General features: G+C 58.9%; 9 protein-coding genes, 2 tRNA genes and 3 rRNA genes. 7 read left to right on the top strand and 7 right to left on the bottom strand.

Annotated features, from left to right (window positions below; all coding sequences use genetic code 11):
• Positions 1-37: 37 nt before the first annotated feature.
• The gene (locus tag Q9451_RS21180; protein ID WP_012271522.1) at positions 38-319 is read right to left on the bottom strand and encodes a hypothetical protein; all 282 of its coding nucleotides are present in this window, start codon (positions 317-319) and stop codon (positions 38-40) included.
• 190 nt (positions 320-509) lie between these two features.
• The gene (gene rhtA / locus Q9451_RS21175; protein ID WP_012271523.1) at positions 510-1,397 is read right to left on the bottom strand and encodes a threonine/homoserine exporter RhtA; all 888 of its coding nucleotides are present in this window, start codon (positions 1,395-1,397) and stop codon (positions 510-512) included.
• Positions 1,398-1,870: 473 nt separating this feature from the next.
• Between rhtA and Q9451_RS21170 the strand changes: the two genes are divergently transcribed.
• From Q9451_RS21170 to Q9451_RS21145, 6 genes are all read left to right on the top strand, one after another.
• Positions 1,871-3,407, top strand: a 16S ribosomal RNA gene (locus Q9451_RS21170).
• Positions 3,408-3,494: 87 nt separating this feature from the next.
• A tRNA-Ile gene (locus Q9451_RS21165) sits at positions 3,495-3,571 on the top strand.
• A gap of 24 nt (positions 3,572-3,595) precedes the next feature.
• Positions 3,596-3,671: transfer RNA gene (locus Q9451_RS21160), tRNA-Ala, on the top strand.
• 244 nt (positions 3,672-3,915) lie between these two features.
• Positions 3,916-6,808: ribosomal RNA gene (locus tag Q9451_RS21155) — 23S ribosomal RNA — on the top strand.
• 136 nt (positions 6,809-6,944) lie between these two features.
• Positions 6,945-7,060 (top strand): 5S ribosomal RNA (rrf, locus tag Q9451_RS21150).
• The 16S, 23S and 5S rRNA genes sit together here with 2 tRNA genes alongside, the layout of an rRNA operon.
• Before the next feature lie 173 nt (positions 7,061-7,233).
• A complete protein-coding gene (locus Q9451_RS21145; protein ID WP_071984324.1) occupies positions 7,234-9,042 on the top strand; it encodes an ABC transporter ATP-binding protein/permease in 1,809 nt (602 codons plus the stop codon).
• A gap of 76 nt (positions 9,043-9,118) precedes the next feature.
• Here Q9451_RS21145 and Q9451_RS21140 read toward each other — a convergent pair whose 3' ends face one another.
• The 5 genes from Q9451_RS21140 to Q9451_RS21120 form a co-directional block, all read right to left on the bottom strand.
• On the bottom strand, positions 9,119-10,324 hold the full coding sequence (locus Q9451_RS21140; protein ID WP_012271525.1) for an MFS transporter: 1,206 nt from the start codon (positions 10,322-10,324) through the stop codon (positions 9,119-9,121).
• Positions 10,325-10,438: 114 nt separating this feature from the next.
• Positions 10,439-11,077 carry a transcriptional regulator BetI gene (gene betI / locus Q9451_RS21135; protein ID WP_012271526.1) on the bottom strand — a complete coding sequence of 213 codons (639 nt, stop codon included), beginning with the start codon at positions 11,075-11,077 and terminating at the stop codon, positions 10,439-10,441.
• 111 nt (positions 11,078-11,188) lie between these two features.
• Positions 11,189-12,631 (bottom strand): cytosine permease, encoded by a 1,443-nt coding sequence (locus Q9451_RS21130; protein ID WP_012271527.1) that lies wholly within the window; start codon positions 12,629-12,631, stop codon positions 11,189-11,191.
• 58 nt (positions 12,632-12,689) lie between these two features.
• Complete coding sequence (locus tag Q9451_RS21125) at positions 12,690-13,874, bottom strand: iron-containing alcohol dehydrogenase (RefSeq protein ID WP_012271528.1); 1,185 nt, start codon at positions 13,872-13,874, stop codon at positions 12,690-12,692.
• Between the two features lie 12 nt (positions 13,875-13,886).
• Positions 13,887-15,377: an aldehyde dehydrogenase gene (locus Q9451_RS21120; protein WP_012271529.1), complete on the bottom strand. Its 1,491-nt coding sequence runs from the start codon at positions 15,375-15,377 to the stop codon at positions 13,887-13,889.
• A 399-nt stretch (positions 15,378-15,776) separates the two neighbouring features.
• Here Q9451_RS21120 and Q9451_RS21115 point away from each other — a divergent pair, with 399 nt between their 5' ends.
• On the top strand, positions 15,777-18,011 hold the full coding sequence (locus Q9451_RS21115; protein ID WP_012271530.1) for a TonB-dependent siderophore receptor: 2,235 nt from the start codon (positions 15,777-15,779) through the stop codon (positions 18,009-18,011).
• Positions 18,012-18,020: the final 9 nt, after the last annotated feature.

The raw sequence follows: 18,020 nt of genomic DNA, 5'->3' as shown, positions 1-18,020 counted from the left end.
CAAATGAAAAAGGGCAGCTTACGAGCTGCCCTTTTCACTACTTGCACATGACGATCATGCTGCGGCTGGTGTAACCCGCCGGGTTGATGCCGAACAAGTAGTCACCGGCCTCTTCATCGCTATCGCCCGAGCGTGCAATGACCCGGTAGCCCCGCGTGCTGCAGGAGCTTGCGGCCTTGCTATAGCAATTATCCCACGAGGAGGAAAGGCCGGAGCAATTGATATGCAGGCCCTTTTTGCCCCTTTTGACCTCGGTCTTGGCTGTGGCGGCACATCCAGCAATAGCCAAGATGGCCAGGATGAGAAAAATACGTTTCATTCCTGTCCTTAAATGCAGGGCAAATCAGTTGTCACGCCCTGTCGTTATCGCTTCGGTTCTTCCTGAAACTTCCCCAGCTTCCGTGTTCGGTCCAGTAGATAGCGTAAAGATGATGATTCTGTGACAGCTTAATCAGCGAGGCGGGCCGCTACAATCATTAATCCTGTCTCAAATGAAAATATTTCTCATATCAGTCTGCCGCGATGGCCGGTTTGGACGTGTTGCGCATGGACAGGGTGGTGCCGACCGATGCGGTAATGATCGCCAGGATCGCCAGCCACTGTGTAACCGTCAGCACCTCGCCGAGGAACAGCAGGCCGGACAATGCGCCAAATGCCGGTTCGATGCTCATCAGAGTCCCGAAGGTGCGCGCCGGGATGCGCGTGAGGGCAACCATTTCCAAGCTGTAGGGCAGGGCGGTGGACAGCACTGCAACGGCCAGGGCCATCGGGATCACGGCAGGTGTGAGCAGTGCGCTACCAGCGTGGGCGATACCAATGGGGGCGACGAACAGGGCGGCGACTACCACCCCCAAGGCCGCACTCTGGATGCCGTGCTCTGCTCCCGCACGTTGCCCGAACAGGATATATAGGGCCCAGCACACACCCGCGCCCAGTGCATAGGCAGCGCCCAGTGGGTCGAGTGTCTGGCCGCTTTGGCCTGCCGGCAGCAATAGCAGCAAGCCGGCGATGGCCAGGGCAATCCATAGGAAGTCGATCGGTCGGCGCGAGGAGAAAATCGCCACGGCCAGTGGGCCGGTGAACTCCAGGGCCACGGCAATACCGATAGGCAGCGTTTGCAAGGCCATATAGAAGAGGAAGTTCATGCCACCCAGCGCCATGCCGTAGATGACCACGTTACGCAACGTGTTGGCGGTCATGCGTACCCGCCACGGGCGCAGTATAAGGAGCATGATGATGCTGGCGAAGATCAGGCGCAGGGTGGTGGTGCCTTGGGCGCCAATAATGGGGAACATGCTTTTGGCCAGGGAGGCCCCGGACTGAATCGATGCCATGGCGATTAGCAGCAGGCCGATCGGGAAAAGGGTAGCGGCCAGGCTGCGGGGTTGGGTGTTCATTTAGGTGCGGCGATCCTTGGGCGGGTGGGAGGTGAGCAATATAGTGCGCAATTGCAGGGGCGCGTGGTAGCCCTGAGGTGTTTGCAGCAGATATATTTCAAATCATTGAAATTAAAGGTTGACCTCCGTGAAGGCCGCCCTATAATGCGCACCACTCCAACGCGGTAGCGAAGTAAAGCTAGCCACCCTGTTGAGTCAAGTGTTTGAAGCTAAACGAGTTTCTCGCAAAAAACTTCAAAATAAACGCTTGACAGGCCCTGAGGAAAGCGTAGAATGCGCGCCTCGGTTGAGACGAAAAGCTCTTAACCAAACGCTCTTTAACAAATTGAATCAAGTAATTCGTGTGGGTGCTTGTGAGTACGGACTGATAGTCAAAAAGATTATCAGCATCACAAGTGGCCATGCGAGAAATCACATAGTCATTTGAGATTGCTGAGCCAAGTTTAGGGTTTCTTAAAAACCCAAGCAGTATTGAACTGAAGAGTTTGATCATGGCTCAGATTGAACGCTGGCGGCAGGCCTAACACATGCAAGTCGAGCGGATGAGAAGAGCTTGCTCTTCGATTCAGCGGCGGACGGGTGAGTAATGCCTAGGAATCTGCCTGGTAGTGGGGGACAACGTTTCGAAAGGAACGCTAATACCGCATACGTCCTACGGGAGAAAGCAGGGGACCTTCGGGCCTTGCGCTATCAGATGAGCCTAGGTCGGATTAGCTAGTTGGTGGGGTAATGGCTCACCAAGGCGACGATCCGTAACTGGTCTGAGAGGATGATCAGTCACACTGGAACTGAGACACGGTCCAGACTCCTACGGGAGGCAGCAGTGGGGAATATTGGACAATGGGCGAAAGCCTGATCCAGCCATGCCGCGTGTGTGAAGAAGGTCTTCGGATTGTAAAGCACTTTAAGTTGGGAGGAAGGGCAGTAAGCTAATACCTTGCTGTTTTGACGTTACCGACAGAATAAGCACCGGCTAACTCTGTGCCAGCAGCCGCGGTAATACAGAGGGTGCAAGCGTTAATCGGAATTACTGGGCGTAAAGCGCGCGTAGGTGGTTTGTTAAGTTGGATGTGAAAGCCCCGGGCTCAACCTGGGAACTGCATCCAAAACTGGCAAGCTAGAGTACGGTAGAGGGTGGTGGAATTTCCTGTGTAGCGGTGAAATGCGTAGATATAGGAAGGAACACCAGTGGCGAAGGCGACCACCTGGACTGATACTGACACTGAGGTGCGAAAGCGTGGGGAGCAAACAGGATTAGATACCCTGGTAGTCCACGCCGTAAACGATGTCAACTAGCCGTTGGAATCCTTGAGATTTTAGTGGCGCAGCTAACGCATTAAGTTGACCGCCTGGGGAGTACGGCCGCAAGGTTAAAACTCAAATGAATTGACGGGGGCCCGCACAAGCGGTGGAGCATGTGGTTTAATTCGAAGCAACGCGAAGAACCTTACCAGGCCTTGACATGCAGAGAACTTTCCAGAGATGGATTGGTGCCTTCGGGAACTCTGACACAGGTGCTGCATGGCTGTCGTCAGCTCGTGTCGTGAGATGTTGGGTTAAGTCCCGTAACGAGCGCAACCCTTGTCCTTAGTTACCAGCACGTTATGGTGGGCACTCTAAGGAGACTGCCGGTGACAAACCGGAGGAAGGTGGGGATGACGTCAAGTCATCATGGCCCTTACGGCCTGGGCTACACACGTGCTACAATGGTCGGTACAGAGGGTTGCCAAGCCGCGAGGTGGAGCTAATCTCACAAAACCGATCGTAGTCCGGATCGCAGTCTGCAACTCGACTGCGTGAAGTCGGAATCGCTAGTAATCGCGAATCAGAATGTCGCGGTGAATACGTTCCCGGGCCTTGTACACACCGCCCGTCACACCATGGGAGTGGGTTGCACCAGAAGTAGCTAGTCTAACCTTCGGGAGGACGGTTACCACGGTGTGATTCATGACTGGGGTGAAGTCGTAACAAGGTAGCCGTAGGGGAACCTGCGGCTGGATCACCTCCTTAATCGACGACATCAGCCTGCTGATGAGCTCCCACACGAATTGCTTGATTCACTTGTATAAAGACGATGCTGTAACGCGACCCTGTTATAGGTCTGTAGCTCAGTTGGTTAGAGCGCACCCCTGATAAGGGTGAGGTCGGCAGTTCAAATCTGCCCAGACCTACCATCACATGGTTAAGGCGTAAAATACGGGGCCATAGCTCAGCTGGGAGAGCGCCTGCCTTGCACGCAGGAGGTCAGCGGTTCGATCCCGCTTGGCTCCACCACTTTCGCAGTAAGCAGTTACTTGTCAGAACTTAGAAATGAACATTCGTTGATGAATGTTGATTTCTGACTTTTGTCAGATCGTTCTTTAAAAATTCGGATATGTGATAGAAATAGACTGATGGCCAGTTTCACTGCTGGTTAATCAGGCTAAGGTAAAATTTGTGAGTTCTGCTCGAAAGAGCGACGTGCGAATTTTCGGCGAATGTCGTCTTCACAGTATAACCAGATTGCTTGGGGTTATATGGTCAAGTGAAGAAGCGCATACGGTGGATGCCTTGGCAGTCAGAGGCGATGAAAGACGTGGTAGCCTGCGATAAGCTTTGGGGAGTCGGCAAGCAGACTGTGATCCAGAGATCTCTGAATGGGGGAACCCAGCCAGCATAAGCTGGTTATCTTGTACTGAATACATAGGTGCAAGAGGCGAACCAGGGGAACTGAAACATCTAAGTACCCTGAGGAAAAGAAATCAACCGAGATTCCCTTAGTAGTGGCGAGCGAACGGGGACCAGCCCTTAAGTTGGTTTGAGATTAGTGGAACGCTCTGGAAAGTGCGGCCATAGTGGGTGATAGCCCCGTACACGAAAATCTCTTATCAATGAAATCGAGTAGGACGGAGCACGAGAAACTTTGTCTGAATATGGGGGGACCATCCTCCAAGGCTAAATACTACTGACTGACCGATAGTGAACCAGTACCGTGAGGGAAAGGCGAAAAGAACCCCGGAGAGGGGAGTGAAATAGAACCTGAAACCGTATGCGTACAAGCAGTGGGAGCCTACTTTGTTAGGTGACTGCGTACCTTTTGTATAATGGGTCAGCGACTTATATTCAGTGGCGAGCTTAACCGAATAGGGGAGGCGTAGCGAAAGCGAGTCTTAATAGGGCGTTTAGTCGCTGGGTATAGACCCGAAACCGGGCGATCTATCCATGGGCAGGTTGAAGGTTAGGTAACACTGACTGGAGGACCGAACCGACTACCGTTGAAAAGTTAGCGGATGACCTGTGGATCGGAGTGAAAGGCTAATCAAGCTCGGAGATAGCTGGTTCTCCTCGAAAGCTATTTAGGTAGCGCCTCATGTATCACTGTAGGGGGTAGAGCACTGTTTCGGCTAGGGGGTCATCCCGACTTACCAAACCGATGCAAACTCCGAATACCTACAAGTGCCGAGCATGGGAGACACACGGCGGGTGCTAACGTCCGTCGTGAAAAGGGAAACAACCCAGACCGTCAGCTAAGGTCCCAAAGTCATGGTTAAGTGGGAAACGATGTGGGAAGGCTTAGACAGCTAGGAGGTTGGCTTAGAAGCAGCCACCCTTTAAAGAAAGCGTAATAGCTCACTAGTCGAGTCGGCCTGCGCGGAAGATGTAACGGGGCTCAAACCATGCACCGAAGCTACGGGTATCACCTTTTGGTGATGCGGTAGAGGAGCGTTCTGTAAGCCTGTGAAGGTGAGTTGAGAAGCTTGCTGGAGGTATCAGAAGTGCGAATGCTGACATGAGTAACGACAATGCGAGTGAAAAACTCGCACGCCGAAAGACCAAGGTTTCCTGCGCAACGTTAATCGACGCAGGGTTAGTCGGTCCCTAAGGCGAGGCTGAAAAGCGTAGTCGATGGAAAACAGGTTAATATTCCTGTACTTCCAGTTATTGCGATGGAGGGACGGAGAAGGTTAGGCCAGCCTGGCGTTGGTTGTCCAGGTTTAAGGTGGTAGGCTGGAATCTTAGGCAAATCCGGGATTCTAAGGCCGAGAGCTGATGACGAGTTGCCTTTAGGCGACGAAGTGGTTGATACCATGCTTCCAAGAAAAGCTCCTAAGCTTCAGATAACTGGGAACCGTACCCCAAACCGACACAGGTGGTTAGGTAGAGAATACCAAGGCGCTTGAGAGAACTCGGGTGAAGGAACTAGGCAAAATGGCACCGTAACTTCGGGAGAAGGTGCGCCGGCGAGGGTCAAGGACTTGCTCCGTAAGCCCATGCCGGTCGAAGATACCAGGCCGCTGCGACTGTTTATTAAAAACACAGCACTCTGCAAACACGAAAGTGGACGTATAGGGTGTGACGCCTGCCCGGTGCCGGAAGGTTAATTGATGGGGTTAGCGCAAGCGAAGCTCTTGATCGAAGCCCCGGTAAACGGCGGCCGTAACTATAACGGTCCTAAGGTAGCGAAATTCCTTGTCGGGTAAGTTCCGACCTGCACGAATGGCGTAACGATGGCGGCGCTGTCTCCACCCGAGACTCAGTGAAATTGAAATCGCTGTGAAGATGCAGTGTATCCGCGGCTAGACGGAAAGACCCCGTGAACCTTTACTATAGCTTTGCACTGGACTTTGAATTTGCTTGTGTAGGATAGGTGGGAGGCTTTGAAGTGGGGACGCCAGTTCTCATGGAGCCATCCTTGAAATACCACCCTGGCAACTTTGAGGTTCTAACTCAGGTCCGTTATCCGGATCGAGGACAGTGTATGGTGGGTAGTTTGACTGGGGCGGTCTCCTCCCAAAGAGTAACGGAGGAGTACGAAGGTGCGCTCAGACCGGTCGGAAATCGGTCGTAGAGTATAAAGGCAAAAGCGCGCTTGACTGCGAGACACACACGTCGAGCAGGTACGAAAGTAGGTCTTAGTGATCCGGTGGTTCTGTATGGAAGGGCCATCGCTCAACGGATAAAAGGTACTCCGGGGATAACAGGCTGATACCGCCCAAGAGTTCATATCGACGGCGGTGTTTGGCACCTCGATGTCGGCTCATCACATCCTGGGGCTGAAGCCGGTCCCAAGGGTATGGCTGTTCGCCATTTAAAGTGGTACGCGAGCTGGGTTTAGAACGTCGTGAGACAGTTCGGTCCCTATCTGCCGTGGACGTTTGAGATTTGAGAGGGGCTGCTCCTAGTACGAGAGGACCGGAGTGGACGAACCTCTGGTGTTCCGGTTGTCACGCCAGTGGCATTGCCGGGTAGCTATGTTCGGAAGAGATAACCGCTGAAAGCATCTAAGCGGGAAACTTGCCTCAAGATGAGATCTCACTGGGATCTTGAATCCCCTAAAGGGCCGTCGAAGACTACGACGTTGATAGGTTGGGTGTGTAAGCGCTGTGAGGCGTTGAGCTAACCAATACTAATTGCCCGTGAGGCTTGACCATATAACACCCAAGCAATTTGCGCGTCAGCCAAATTGCGGTGGTGAAGATGATACGAACCGAAAGTTCGCAACGAACCACACAATCACATATCCGAATTCGCTGGGCTGTCCATCTGGACATTCTGGCTACAGAATTTCTTGACGACCATAGAGCATTGGAACCACCTGATCCCATCCCGAACTCAGCAGTGAAACGATGCATCGCCGATGGTAGTGTGGGGTTTCCCCATGTGAGAGTAGGTCATCGTCAAGATTCATTTCGCAAAACCCCTATCTGCGCATGCAGGTAGGGGTTTTGTCTTTGTGGCTTGAAATCCAAGCCCCACACATTGTCGCTTCTACAGTTCATGAAATGTGCGTCATCTATGCCTGACGTATCGCGGGACAATGCTACGCTCGCGGAAATACTCATCACGGATACCTACCATGGAAATGAACTGGCACCAGGCCCTGCAAGAGAGCCTGAGCTGGCTGGCGATCGCCTCGTTCATCACCCTTGTCTGCTTCACTGCAGCCGCAGCACTGGCTGTGCGTTGCACGCGCTGGGGTAGCCAGTTCTGGCAGCTCGCCGGGCCCTATTTCAGTTTCAGGCGCAGTTGGCGACCGTTGCTGGTGTTTGCCCTTCTGCTGGTACTGACGCTGTTCTCGGTTCGGCTCAATGTGCTGTTTTCATTCTGGTACAACGGCTTCTACAGCGCCCTGCAGGGCCTCGACCAAGCCGCTTTCTGGTACCTGCTCGGGGTCTTCGCGGTACTGGCCACCATCCACGTGCTGCGCTCGTTGTTTACCTTCTATGTAAGCCAGGCATTCAGCATCAAGTGGCGGGTCTGGTTGACCGAGCGCCTGACCCACGACTGGATGCAGGGCGATGCCTACTACCGTGGCCAGTTCCTCGCCGAGCCGGTGGACAACCCCGACCAGCGTATCGAACTGGACGTCAATGCCTTCGTCACCAACTCGGTCACCCTTGCCCTGGGTGCGGTCAGTGCGCTGGTTTCACTGGTGGCGTTCACCGGTATCCTCTGGGGGCTCTCAGCACCGTTGACAGTGGCCGGGGTGGAGATACCTCGGGCGATGGTGTTTGCCGTGTACCTGTATGTCATCGTCGCCACCTGGGTCGCCTTCCGCCTCGGGCGCCCGCTGATCCGCCTGAACTTCCTCAACGAAAAACTCACCGCCAACTTCCGTTACGCGTTGATGCGCCTGCGTGAGAACGCAGAGAACATTGCCTTCTATCAAGGTGCGCAAGTGGAGCGGGGCACGTTGCTGGGCCGTTTTGCTGCCTTGATCGTCAATGCCTGGGCATTGGTGTTCCGGAACCTGAAGTTCAGTGGCTTCAACCTGGGGGTCAGCCAGGTTGCCGTGGTGTTCCCGTTCATTCTCCAGGCGCCGCGCTTCTTCAGTGGTGCGATCAAGCTGGGCGATGTCATGCAAACGTCCCAGGCCTTTGGCCAGGTGCAGGACTCTTTGTCGTTCTTCCGAGAGTCGTACGATGCGTTTGCCCAGTATCGCGCTACCCTCGACCGTCTGACTGGTTTTCTCGATGCTAACGAGCAGGCAAGTGGGTTGCCGCGAGTGACTACCGAAGACCAGGCGCATGCGCTGCAGATCATGGGGCTGCAGGTACTACGCCCGGACGGACACGCCCTTATCGCCGACCTGGACTTGAGCTTGCATGCCGGTCAGGCGCTGTTGATCAAAGGGCCATCGGGCAGTGGCAAGACCACGCTGCTGCGCGCCCTGGCAGGGTTGTGGCCGTATGCCGAAGGTGAAGTCAGGCGGCCGACGGGTCACCAGGCGTTGTTCCTGTCGCAGCGCCCGTACCTGCCGCTAGGTGATTTGCGTACCGTCATTGCCTACCCGGCAGCCGGCAAGCCCGAGGATGAGGCGCGAATGCAGCAGGCGTTGCGCCAGGTCAACCTGGCCCACCTGGCCGAACGCCTGGACGTCAGCAGCGACTGGTCACACATCCTCTCGGTGGGTGAGCAGCAGCGCCTGGCGTTCGCCAGGGTGCTGTTCAACCGGCCGCAGGTGGTGTTCCTCGACGAGTCCACCTCAGCGATGGATGAGGGGCTCGAGCATGCCCTGTATGCGCTGCTGCGCTCAGAAATGCCGGGTGCATTGCTGGTCAGTGTCGGCCACCGCAGCACGCTGGCAGGGTTCCATACCCACCGGCTGGAGGTGAACGGGCAGGGCGGCTGGACGTTGCTGGAGCAGCAGGCAGCGATGGCCTAGCCCGGATCGATCCAAGCATGTATCCGCCAGCCCCACCACCAGAGGCTGGCGGTCATGGACATGGCGGTGGTAGTGATCATGATCCTGTCACCTTCATTAGCGTCAGTCCCGCCAGGGTGGCGCCGGCAAACCCCGCCCCGACCAGGAACGTTGCCTGGAACCCCACACCATCCCACAACAACCCGGCTACTACGCTGGCCGCCAGCAGCGCCATACCGGTCAGCAGGTTGAACAGGCCGAAGGCGGTACCACGCAGGTTGGCCGGGGCACTGTCGGCGATCATGGCCGCGAAAATGCCTTGGCTGAAGCCCAGGTGCAAGCCCCAGGCCGCTACCCCAAGGGCCAACCCGGCCCAGCCCGGCAGCAGGGCCAATAGCAGGTCGGCAGTGATCAGCAAACCCAGCCCGACCATCAGCACGCCACGGCGCCCCACCCGGTCCGACAGCACCCCGGCGGGGTAGGCCGACAGTGAGTAGGCCAGTGCCATCAATACCAGCACCGCCGGCGCCCACAAAGGTGCCAGGCCCATGTCTTGCGCACGCAGCAGCAGGAATGCCTCGCTGAAGCGGGCGAGGGTGAATAACGTGGCCAGGCCGATCAGGCGCCAATAGGGCGGCCCAAGGCGCCCCAGTTCGTGCAGTGCCAACGGTGAGCGTACCGGCCGCCCCGTGGCCGGCGTTTCAGGTTCGCGAACGAAGGCGATGAGGATGTACACCGCCACGAAAGCAGGGATCACCGCCACCCAGAATACGGTCTGGAAATGGCTCGCGGTCAGCCACATCAATACGATCGCCAACAACGGTCCGAGGAAGGCGCCCACGGTGTCGAGGGCCTGGCGCAGGCCGAACGCCGCGCCACGCAACTCGGCTGGCGTAACATCGGCCACCAGCGCATCGCGCGGCGCCCCACGAATGCCTTTTCCGACCCGGTCGACGAAGCGTGCCGCCGTCAGCCACTCAAGCCCCGAGGCCATGGGAAATACCGGTTTGGTCAGCGCACCCAGGCCGTAGCCGAGTACCGTCAGCAGCTTGCGTTTGCCCAGCCGGTCGCTGAGAGCACCGGAAAATACCTTGGTGATCGATGCAGTCGCCTCGGCGATGCCTTCGATAAAGCCCACAGCTACTACCGAAGCACCAAGCACACTGACCATGTACAAGGGCAACAGGGCGTGGATCATTTCCGAGGAGATGTCCATGAACATCGACACGAAGCCCAGTGCCCAGACACTGCGAGGGATTTTCGTCAGGCCCCTGGCGGGGCTGCTGTCTTCATTGCTGCGCATCTGGGCTCTCGGCAGAGTTGTACGTTCGAAACTGTAGGAGCCCCTACGCAGGATGCAAATCGGATGTCGCAAGTGAAAGCAGGTACATGCTCAGGCAGATAACCCCCACAGCTCTTAGACGGGCTGCGCACCAATCAACAGCTGCGCCGTCTGCAAACAGCACTTTTCTGCCTTGCGGGCGCTGAAAGCCCTATGGTCCAGTGCCCACTCCAACCAGAAGCCATCAATCAAAGCGGTGATAATCAGCGCGCTGCCCTTGGCATCTAGCGCCAGGTCTCGCTCGGCTGCGATGGCTTTGAACACCCCCTCAAGCTCCTTGCGGTAGTCCGCGTAGAGTTTGCGATTGAGCTCCCGCAGTTGCTCGGAAGACACCGCCGCGCTCCAGAAGCCGAGCCAAGTGGTGAGGATGAACTCATTGAAAATGCTGCCCCTGAACGAGGAGCGGATGATCGCGGTGAGACGCTCCACAGGCGTACTGCCCTTGGTTTCCAGATAGCGGCGGGTCTCCTCGCGCAACTGGTTGGTGAGCTCCTGATAGGTGGCGAGCATCAGTTCGTCCTTGCTGGAGAAATGATGACCGATCAGCCCGACCGACACCTCGGCCTCGTCGCAGATGCGTTCGATGGTAGTGCCGGCGTGGCCGAAGCGCGTGATGCAGCGCATGGTCGCTTCGACGATGGCCTTGCGCCGTGTCTCTGGATCGACTCTGGTCCTGCGCTTTCGGGGCTTATCGTTCTGGCTGTCCACGCTCATGGCTGAATCCGTTTCTCTCACTGGAATGGCAAGCCCGCCCGATGCAGAGCACCGGGCGGGGACGCCAATCTAACAAGATTTACCGATGCGTGCAGGTGCCGAAGCTCAACCTCAAGCTGTTGCGCCGTTTTCCAGGTCCTGATCGAGGCGGCCGACCTGACTGAGCTCTTGTTTAATGTTTTGCGAGCGGCACAGCCACCAGTAAGCGAGCGCCGATACCGCAAGGCCGATCGGCATGCTGATGTCGGCGCCGTCCAGTTGCCGCGCCACGTAACCGGTGTACAGCCCAGTCGCGGAGAATGGCAGCATGACCACGAAGCCCACCAGGTAGGCACCAATGCCCCGCAAGTTCCAGCGTCCATAGATGCCTTTGGGCTTGAAAATTTCCCGGATAGAGAACTTGCCGTGACGCACTACGTAGAAGTCCACCAGGTTGATCGCCGTCCAAGGCGTGAACAGGTACAGCAGGATTGCGAGGAAGTCACCGAAGTCCTTTACGAAGTTGTCGGAGGCGGTCATCGCGATATAGATCGCCGCGCCGCCCACTGCCAGCATCGATAGCACACGCTTGAGCAGGGTCGACGTCTGGGGCTTCACCGTGTCGACGATGCTCAAGAGCGTGATCGACGCGCCGTAGAAGTTCTGTGCGGCACTGGTCACCAGGCTCAGCACGGCGAGAATCAGGACAAACTCGCCGAAACCGTGGAACACCATGTCGCCCAGCAGCACCAAGCCCTTGGCGAGATTCTGGCCGGGACTCAAGGCGGCGGCCAACGCGCCGAGGAGCATCATCCACACGCCACCGATCATCGCGCCCAGGTACGTCCACCAGAACGATGAGCGGACACTGACATTCGGCGGCAGGTAGCGCGAGTAGTCCGACACATAGATCGCCCAGCTCAACTGGTACGCGGCGGCAACAAAAAACTGCGCAAGGAAGGGCGTGGCTTTGAAACCGCTGAGGGTCAAGTGCTCCTGCGGCAGTTTCACGTAGACGCACAGGCCGACGGTAAACACCGCCATGACCCCGATCAGCAGGAACGCCAGCCAGCGCTGCACCTTGTGGAAGGTGTTGTAGCCGGCGATGGCCATGGCGATGGCCACTAGCGAGAAGAGGATCGCCGAGGGCTCCTGCGGGGCGTCGAACAGCTCGTGCAGGGTCTGCCCCACCAGCAGTTGGTTGAAGGCGTTGTAGCCAACGTAGGTGACGATGGCCACCACGTACACCAACAGCGCTCCCAAGTAGCCGAACTGCGGCCGCGACTGGATCAGTTGCGGCAGCCCCATCTGTGGCCCCTGGGTGGAGTGCCCGGCCATGAACAGGGTGCCGAACGCACACCCGAGGAAGATGGCGATGGCGGACCACATCAGGTTGGCGCCCAGGCCGATGCCGATGATGCCTACCGCCAGGGTGGTCAGGTGCGCCTCGCCACAGAACCAGATTGGCCACAGGTGCCAAGCCTTGCCGTGGCGCTCGGCGAGGGGCACGTAGTCGATGGAACGGGTTTCCAGATTCAGCCGTCCGTTGGCGGAGGCAGTCTTGGGAGCTGACATGGGGTTCGTACCTTTATTGATATTGTTGTGAGCACAGCAAAGTCGTCGCTTCCCGCGACTAGGCCCGTTTCTCTTCCAGGGCTTGATGCAGCAGCGCTTCCAGGTCTTCGAGACTGCTTGGGCGCGGGTTGGTCTGCCGCGCCGGATCGCCCATGGCTTTGCGCGCAATGGCTGGAATGTCATCGCTGCGTAAGCCCAGCGAGGCCAGGGAAACCGGGATGGCAAGGCGGTCCAGGCACGCACAGATCGCCCGTTGGAAGCTCTCGAAGTCTTCGCCCGCCAACCCCATGGCGCGACACACCGGCCCCAGGCGCGGCTCGATGGCCGCGCGGTTGAAGCGCAGCACCCTGGGCAGAATCATGGCGTTGGTCAAACCATGATGGCTGTTGTAGGTGGCACCGACCATGTGGCTGAGCGCATGGACCAGGCCAAGCCCTTTGAGGAAGGCCACGCCCGCCAGGCACGAACCGATCAGCATGCGTCCGCGTGCTTCGAGATCGTCGCCCTGTTCCACAGCTTGCTCCAGGGAACCCCAGAGCAGCTCCAGCGCCTGCAGCGCGGCGCCGTCGCAGAGCGGATTGAAGGTTGGCACGAAGTAGGCTTCCAGGGCATGGATGACCGCATCCAGGCCGGTCCAGGCCGTCAGGTGCGCCGGCAGGCTGAGGGTCAGTTCGGGGTCGAGGATCACCGCCTGGGGACGCGCCAGCGGATGCCAGACGCAGCCTTTGATAGCGCGCTCGCTGTCGGTAAGCATCGCCGTGCTCTCGGTCTCGGCACCGGTGCCGGCGGTGGTCGGGATGCAGATCACCGGCGGGAAATCGTTGGCGACCAGGCCTTCGGGTACCGGCTTGTCGAAATCGAACGCCCACAACGGCAGACGTGTCTGCCGGGCCACCAGGGCCACGGCCTTGCCGCCGTCCAGGCCACTACCGCCACCGAGGGCGATGATGCCGTCGGCGCGCCACTCGCGAAACGCCGCGGCGCCTTTGAGCACGGCGCGATCACTGGGGTTGGGCTCGACCTCGCCGAACAGCCCGCATGCCAGGCCCGCATCGTTCAGCAAGTCCTGCAGCTCGGCCACGAAGGGCAGGCGCATCGAGCCCTGGTCGGTCACGATCAACGGCCGGGAAATGCCATGCCGTTTGCACAGCTCGACCAGCGCGGTCCGCGCGCCAGGGCCGTACTCGATGGGAAGTGGCAGGCTCCAGCTCTGCCGCGACAGGGGGGAAAGATTGTCAATCACGGTATTGCACCTTCAGCAGCGGATGATGGTCGACTTGAGTTCGCTGTACTTGTCCAGGGCGTGCACGGAGTTGTCCCGGCCATTGCCGGACTCCTTGAAGCCACCGAACGGGAAGTTCATGTCGAGCAGCTCGTCGTAGCAGTTCACCCACACGGTGCCGGCACGCAGGCGTCGCGAGGCACGGCGGATGGCGCCGAGGTCGGCCGACCAGAAGGCCGCCGCCAGGCCGTATTCGCTGGCATTGGCGACAGCGATGGCGTCGTCCAGCCCATCGAATTCGATGACGCTCAGCACCGGCCCGAAGACCTCTTCGCGGGCGATGCGCGAGGTGGCGTCAGTGGCGAAGATGGTCGGTTGCAGATAGTGGCCGCCGGGGACCGCCGCGCAGTCCTCGCCCCCCAGCAGCAGGCGCGCTTCACGCTTGCCCAGCTCGATGTATTGGCGTACACGCTGGTACTGGGCTTCATCGATCAGGCTGCCGGTGACGCTGGTCGGGTCCAACGGGTCGCCGGGCAGGTAGGCGCGCGCGGCCTCCAGCAGTTCGGCGATGAAGGCCCCGGCGATAGGGCGTTGCACCAACAGGCGCGAACCTGCGCTGCACACCTGGCCCATGTTGCTGAACACCGCAGCCGCGGCAGCCTCAGCCGCACGGCGCAGGTCCGGGCAGTCGGCCATGACGATGTTCGCCGATTTGCCGCCCAGCTCCAGCCAGACGCGCTTGAGATTGCTGTCCGCCGCATTGCGGCTGATCTGCCGGCCAACAGCGCCGGAGCCGGTGAAGGCCAGGCAGTCGATCTGCGGGTGCAGGCTGAGCAGGCGACCGGTCTCGCCATCGCCCGGCACCACGTTGAAAACGCCCTCGGGAATACCCGCCGCGCGGGCAAGGCCGGCAATGCGCAAGGCGCTCAGCGGGCTCTTCTCCGAAGGCTTGAGGATTAGGCTGTTGCCGGCGGCCAGGGCTGGGGCGAACTTCCAGGTCGCCATCAGCAGCGGGTAGTTCCAGGGCACTATTGCCGCCACCACGCCGACCGGCTCGCGGGTCACGGTGCCGAGGAACTGCGGATCGCAGGCGGGCACCTCGCCGGTGACCTTGTCGACCAGCTCGGCGAACCATTCCAGGCAGTAGATGGAACTGGGAATATCCACCGCCGTGGTATCGGCGATGGGTTTGCCAGTGTCCAGGGTTTCCAGCAGCGCCAGCTCCTCGGCGTGCTCCCTCATCAACGCAGCCCAGCGCAGCAGAACGGCCTTGCGCTGGCGTGGTACCAGGTCGGCCCAGCCACCGCGCTCGAATGCCCCGCGGGCGGCAGCCACGGCGCGTTCTACGTCAGTCCCACGGCACAACGCAACCTGCGCCAGCTCGCGGCCATCAATCGGGCTGCACACAGCAAACGTCTCGCCTTCGCTGGCCCCCACATAGGCACCGGCGATGAACGCACGCGCCTCCACCACCAGGTCGGTGCTTCGTCCACGCCAATAGACGGCATCTCTGAGTTGCGGCATGCGCATCTCCTCATGTTGTTTTTGTTTAGGCTCGGAGATCCTATGGCATACTGAAAATCTATTCAATAGTGAGGCGGTTGCTATTGAAGACTTTTTCAGTAATGACCGAAAATGGTAGCGCTATTTTTCCCGCCAAGGTCACCAGAGGGCTCGGTGACAAATAGCGAGCTCGGCGTTGCCGAGTCCGCCGCGAGCCTAAAGCGGCGCTCTATTCCGCGGTTCAGCAAAGTTCCGTTACAAACATGTAAAGTTCGTAAATAAGATTTACTCGCATTTGCGATTCCCTATATTTACCACCCCTGTTGGCCGCCAAACTGTGTTTGCGGGGCCGGTGGGCGAGGGCTCCCGGTTTCCGACAGGGATGTGCCTTTTTGCTCATGAATCGCAGGAGATGTACCCATGCAGTGCAGAACTTCACCCAACAGCCTGGCCCTGGCGTTCGTCGCGCTGGCGTCGCCGGCCATGATGGCCACCGCGGCAGAAGCCGAGGAGCAGCGTGCGGGTGAGGTGCTGGAAGTGCCGGTTGCCGACAATGCGTTGGTGATCCAGGACACCCTGATCACTGCCGAGCGCGAAGCGCGACAGGCCCTGGGTACGTCGATCATCACCGCCGAAGACATCAAGCGCCACCCGCCGGCCAATGACCTGTCCGACATTATTCGCCGCGAGCCCGGCGTCAACCTGACCGGCAACAGCGCCAGTGGCGCACGCGGCAACAACCGCCAGATCGACCTGCGCGGCATGGGCCCGGAAAACACCCTGATCCTCATCGACGGCAAGCCGTCCAGCGCGCGCAACGCCGTGCGCTATGGCTGGAACGGTGACCGAGATACCCGGGGTGAAACCAATTGGGTGCCGGCCGAAGCGGTCGAGCGCATCGAGATCCTGCGGGGCCCGGCCGCCGCACGATACGGCTCCGGCGCTATGGGCGGGGTGGTCAACATCATCACCAAGCGCCCTTCTGACGAGCTGAAAGGCAGCGTCAGCCTATACACCCAACTGCCCGAAGACAGCGCCGAAGGCGCCAGCCGCCGGGCCAACTTCAACCTCGGCGGTGGGCTTACCGATAACCTCGGCTTCCGCCTGTATGGCGGCCTGGCCAAGACGGATGCCGACGACCTGGACATCAACGCCGGGCATGCCACCAGTGCACTGGTGGCGGGGCGTGAAGGGGTGCGCAACAAGGACATCAACGGGCTGCTGAGCTGGAAACTGAACGACGAGCATCGCCTCGAAGCCAGCGCCGGTTACAGCCGCCAGGGCAACATTTTTGCCGGCGACACCATGAACAGCAATGGCGGCGGCGACGTCGATTTCGTCTCCAGTCTGTACGGCCACGAAACCAACGTCATGCAGCGCAGCACCTACGACCTGACCCACCTCGGTGATTTCACCTGGGGCACCAGCAAGACCACGCTGGCCTACGAGTACGTGCGCAACTGGCGGCTCAACGAGGGCCTGGCAGGCCGCACCGAAGGTGCGCCAAGCGACGAGGGTGGAGCCATGTCACGCTTGCGCAACACGCGCCTGAGCAGTGAAGTTAACCTGCCGTTCGCCATGGGCAGCACCGAGCACGTGCTCACTTTGGGCGGCGAGTACCTGTATGAAGCCCTCAACGACCAGGGTTCGTTGCGCCCGCAAAGTTCCGACCCCACCAGCAATGGCGGGCTTGTCGGCTTCGATCGCAGCAGCTCGAAGATGACCGCACGCAGCTATGCGCTGTTCGTCGAAGACAACATCATTGTTGGCGACACCACCATTACCCCTGGCTTGCGCTTCGACCACCACGAAACCTTCGGCGACAACTTCAGCCCCAGCCTCAACCTGTCCCACAAGCTGACCGAAGCGCTGTCGGTAAAAGGCGGCATTGCCCGTGCCTATAAGGTTCCGAACCTGTACCAATCCAACCCCAACTACTTGCTGTACAGCCGCGGTAACGGTTGTAGTGTGCAGCAGACCAACAACGGTGGCTGCTACCTGCAGGGCAACGCCGACCTCAAGCCCGAGATCAGCGTCAACAAGGAGATCGGCCTGCAGTACGACCGTGGTACCTGGCGCACCAGTGCCACCTACTTCCGCAACGACTACAAGAACAAAATCATCGGTGATACCGATGTGCTTTACACCATCGGTACCGGCAGTCGCGTGACCCAGTGGGATAACGCCGGCAAGGCGCGGGTCGAAGGTATCGAAGGCAACCTCTTCATCGAGCTGACCCCGACCCTGGACTGGAACACCAACCTGACCTGGATGCTCGACAACGACAACCGCGAGACGGGCGAGCCGCTGTCGGTGATCCCGGAATACACCGTCAACACCACCCTCGACTGGCGTGCCACCGAGCAGCTGTCGTTCCAGGTGGCAGGTACCTATTTCGGCAAGCAGAAATCGCCGACCTACAACTACCGCACCCAGCAAGACTACGACAAGACCGCACAGCAGGACGTCGAGGCCTATGGCCTGGTGGACGTGAGTGCCGGGTACAAGTTCAACGCCAACTACGACGTGCGCGTGGGGGTGAACAACGTGTTCGACAAGCAGATCCTGCGGGGTGGCAATGCCAGCAGCTCGGGGGCAAACACTTACAACCAGCCGGGCAGGGCGGTGTTCGCTGCGCTGAACATCAATTTCTGAGACCCGGGC

It is taken from the genome of Pseudomonas sp. NY8896 (assembly GCF_039634505.1).
Note: the sequence above shows the minus strand (reverse complement) of the source record. Positions and strands in the feature narration are given on the sequence as shown.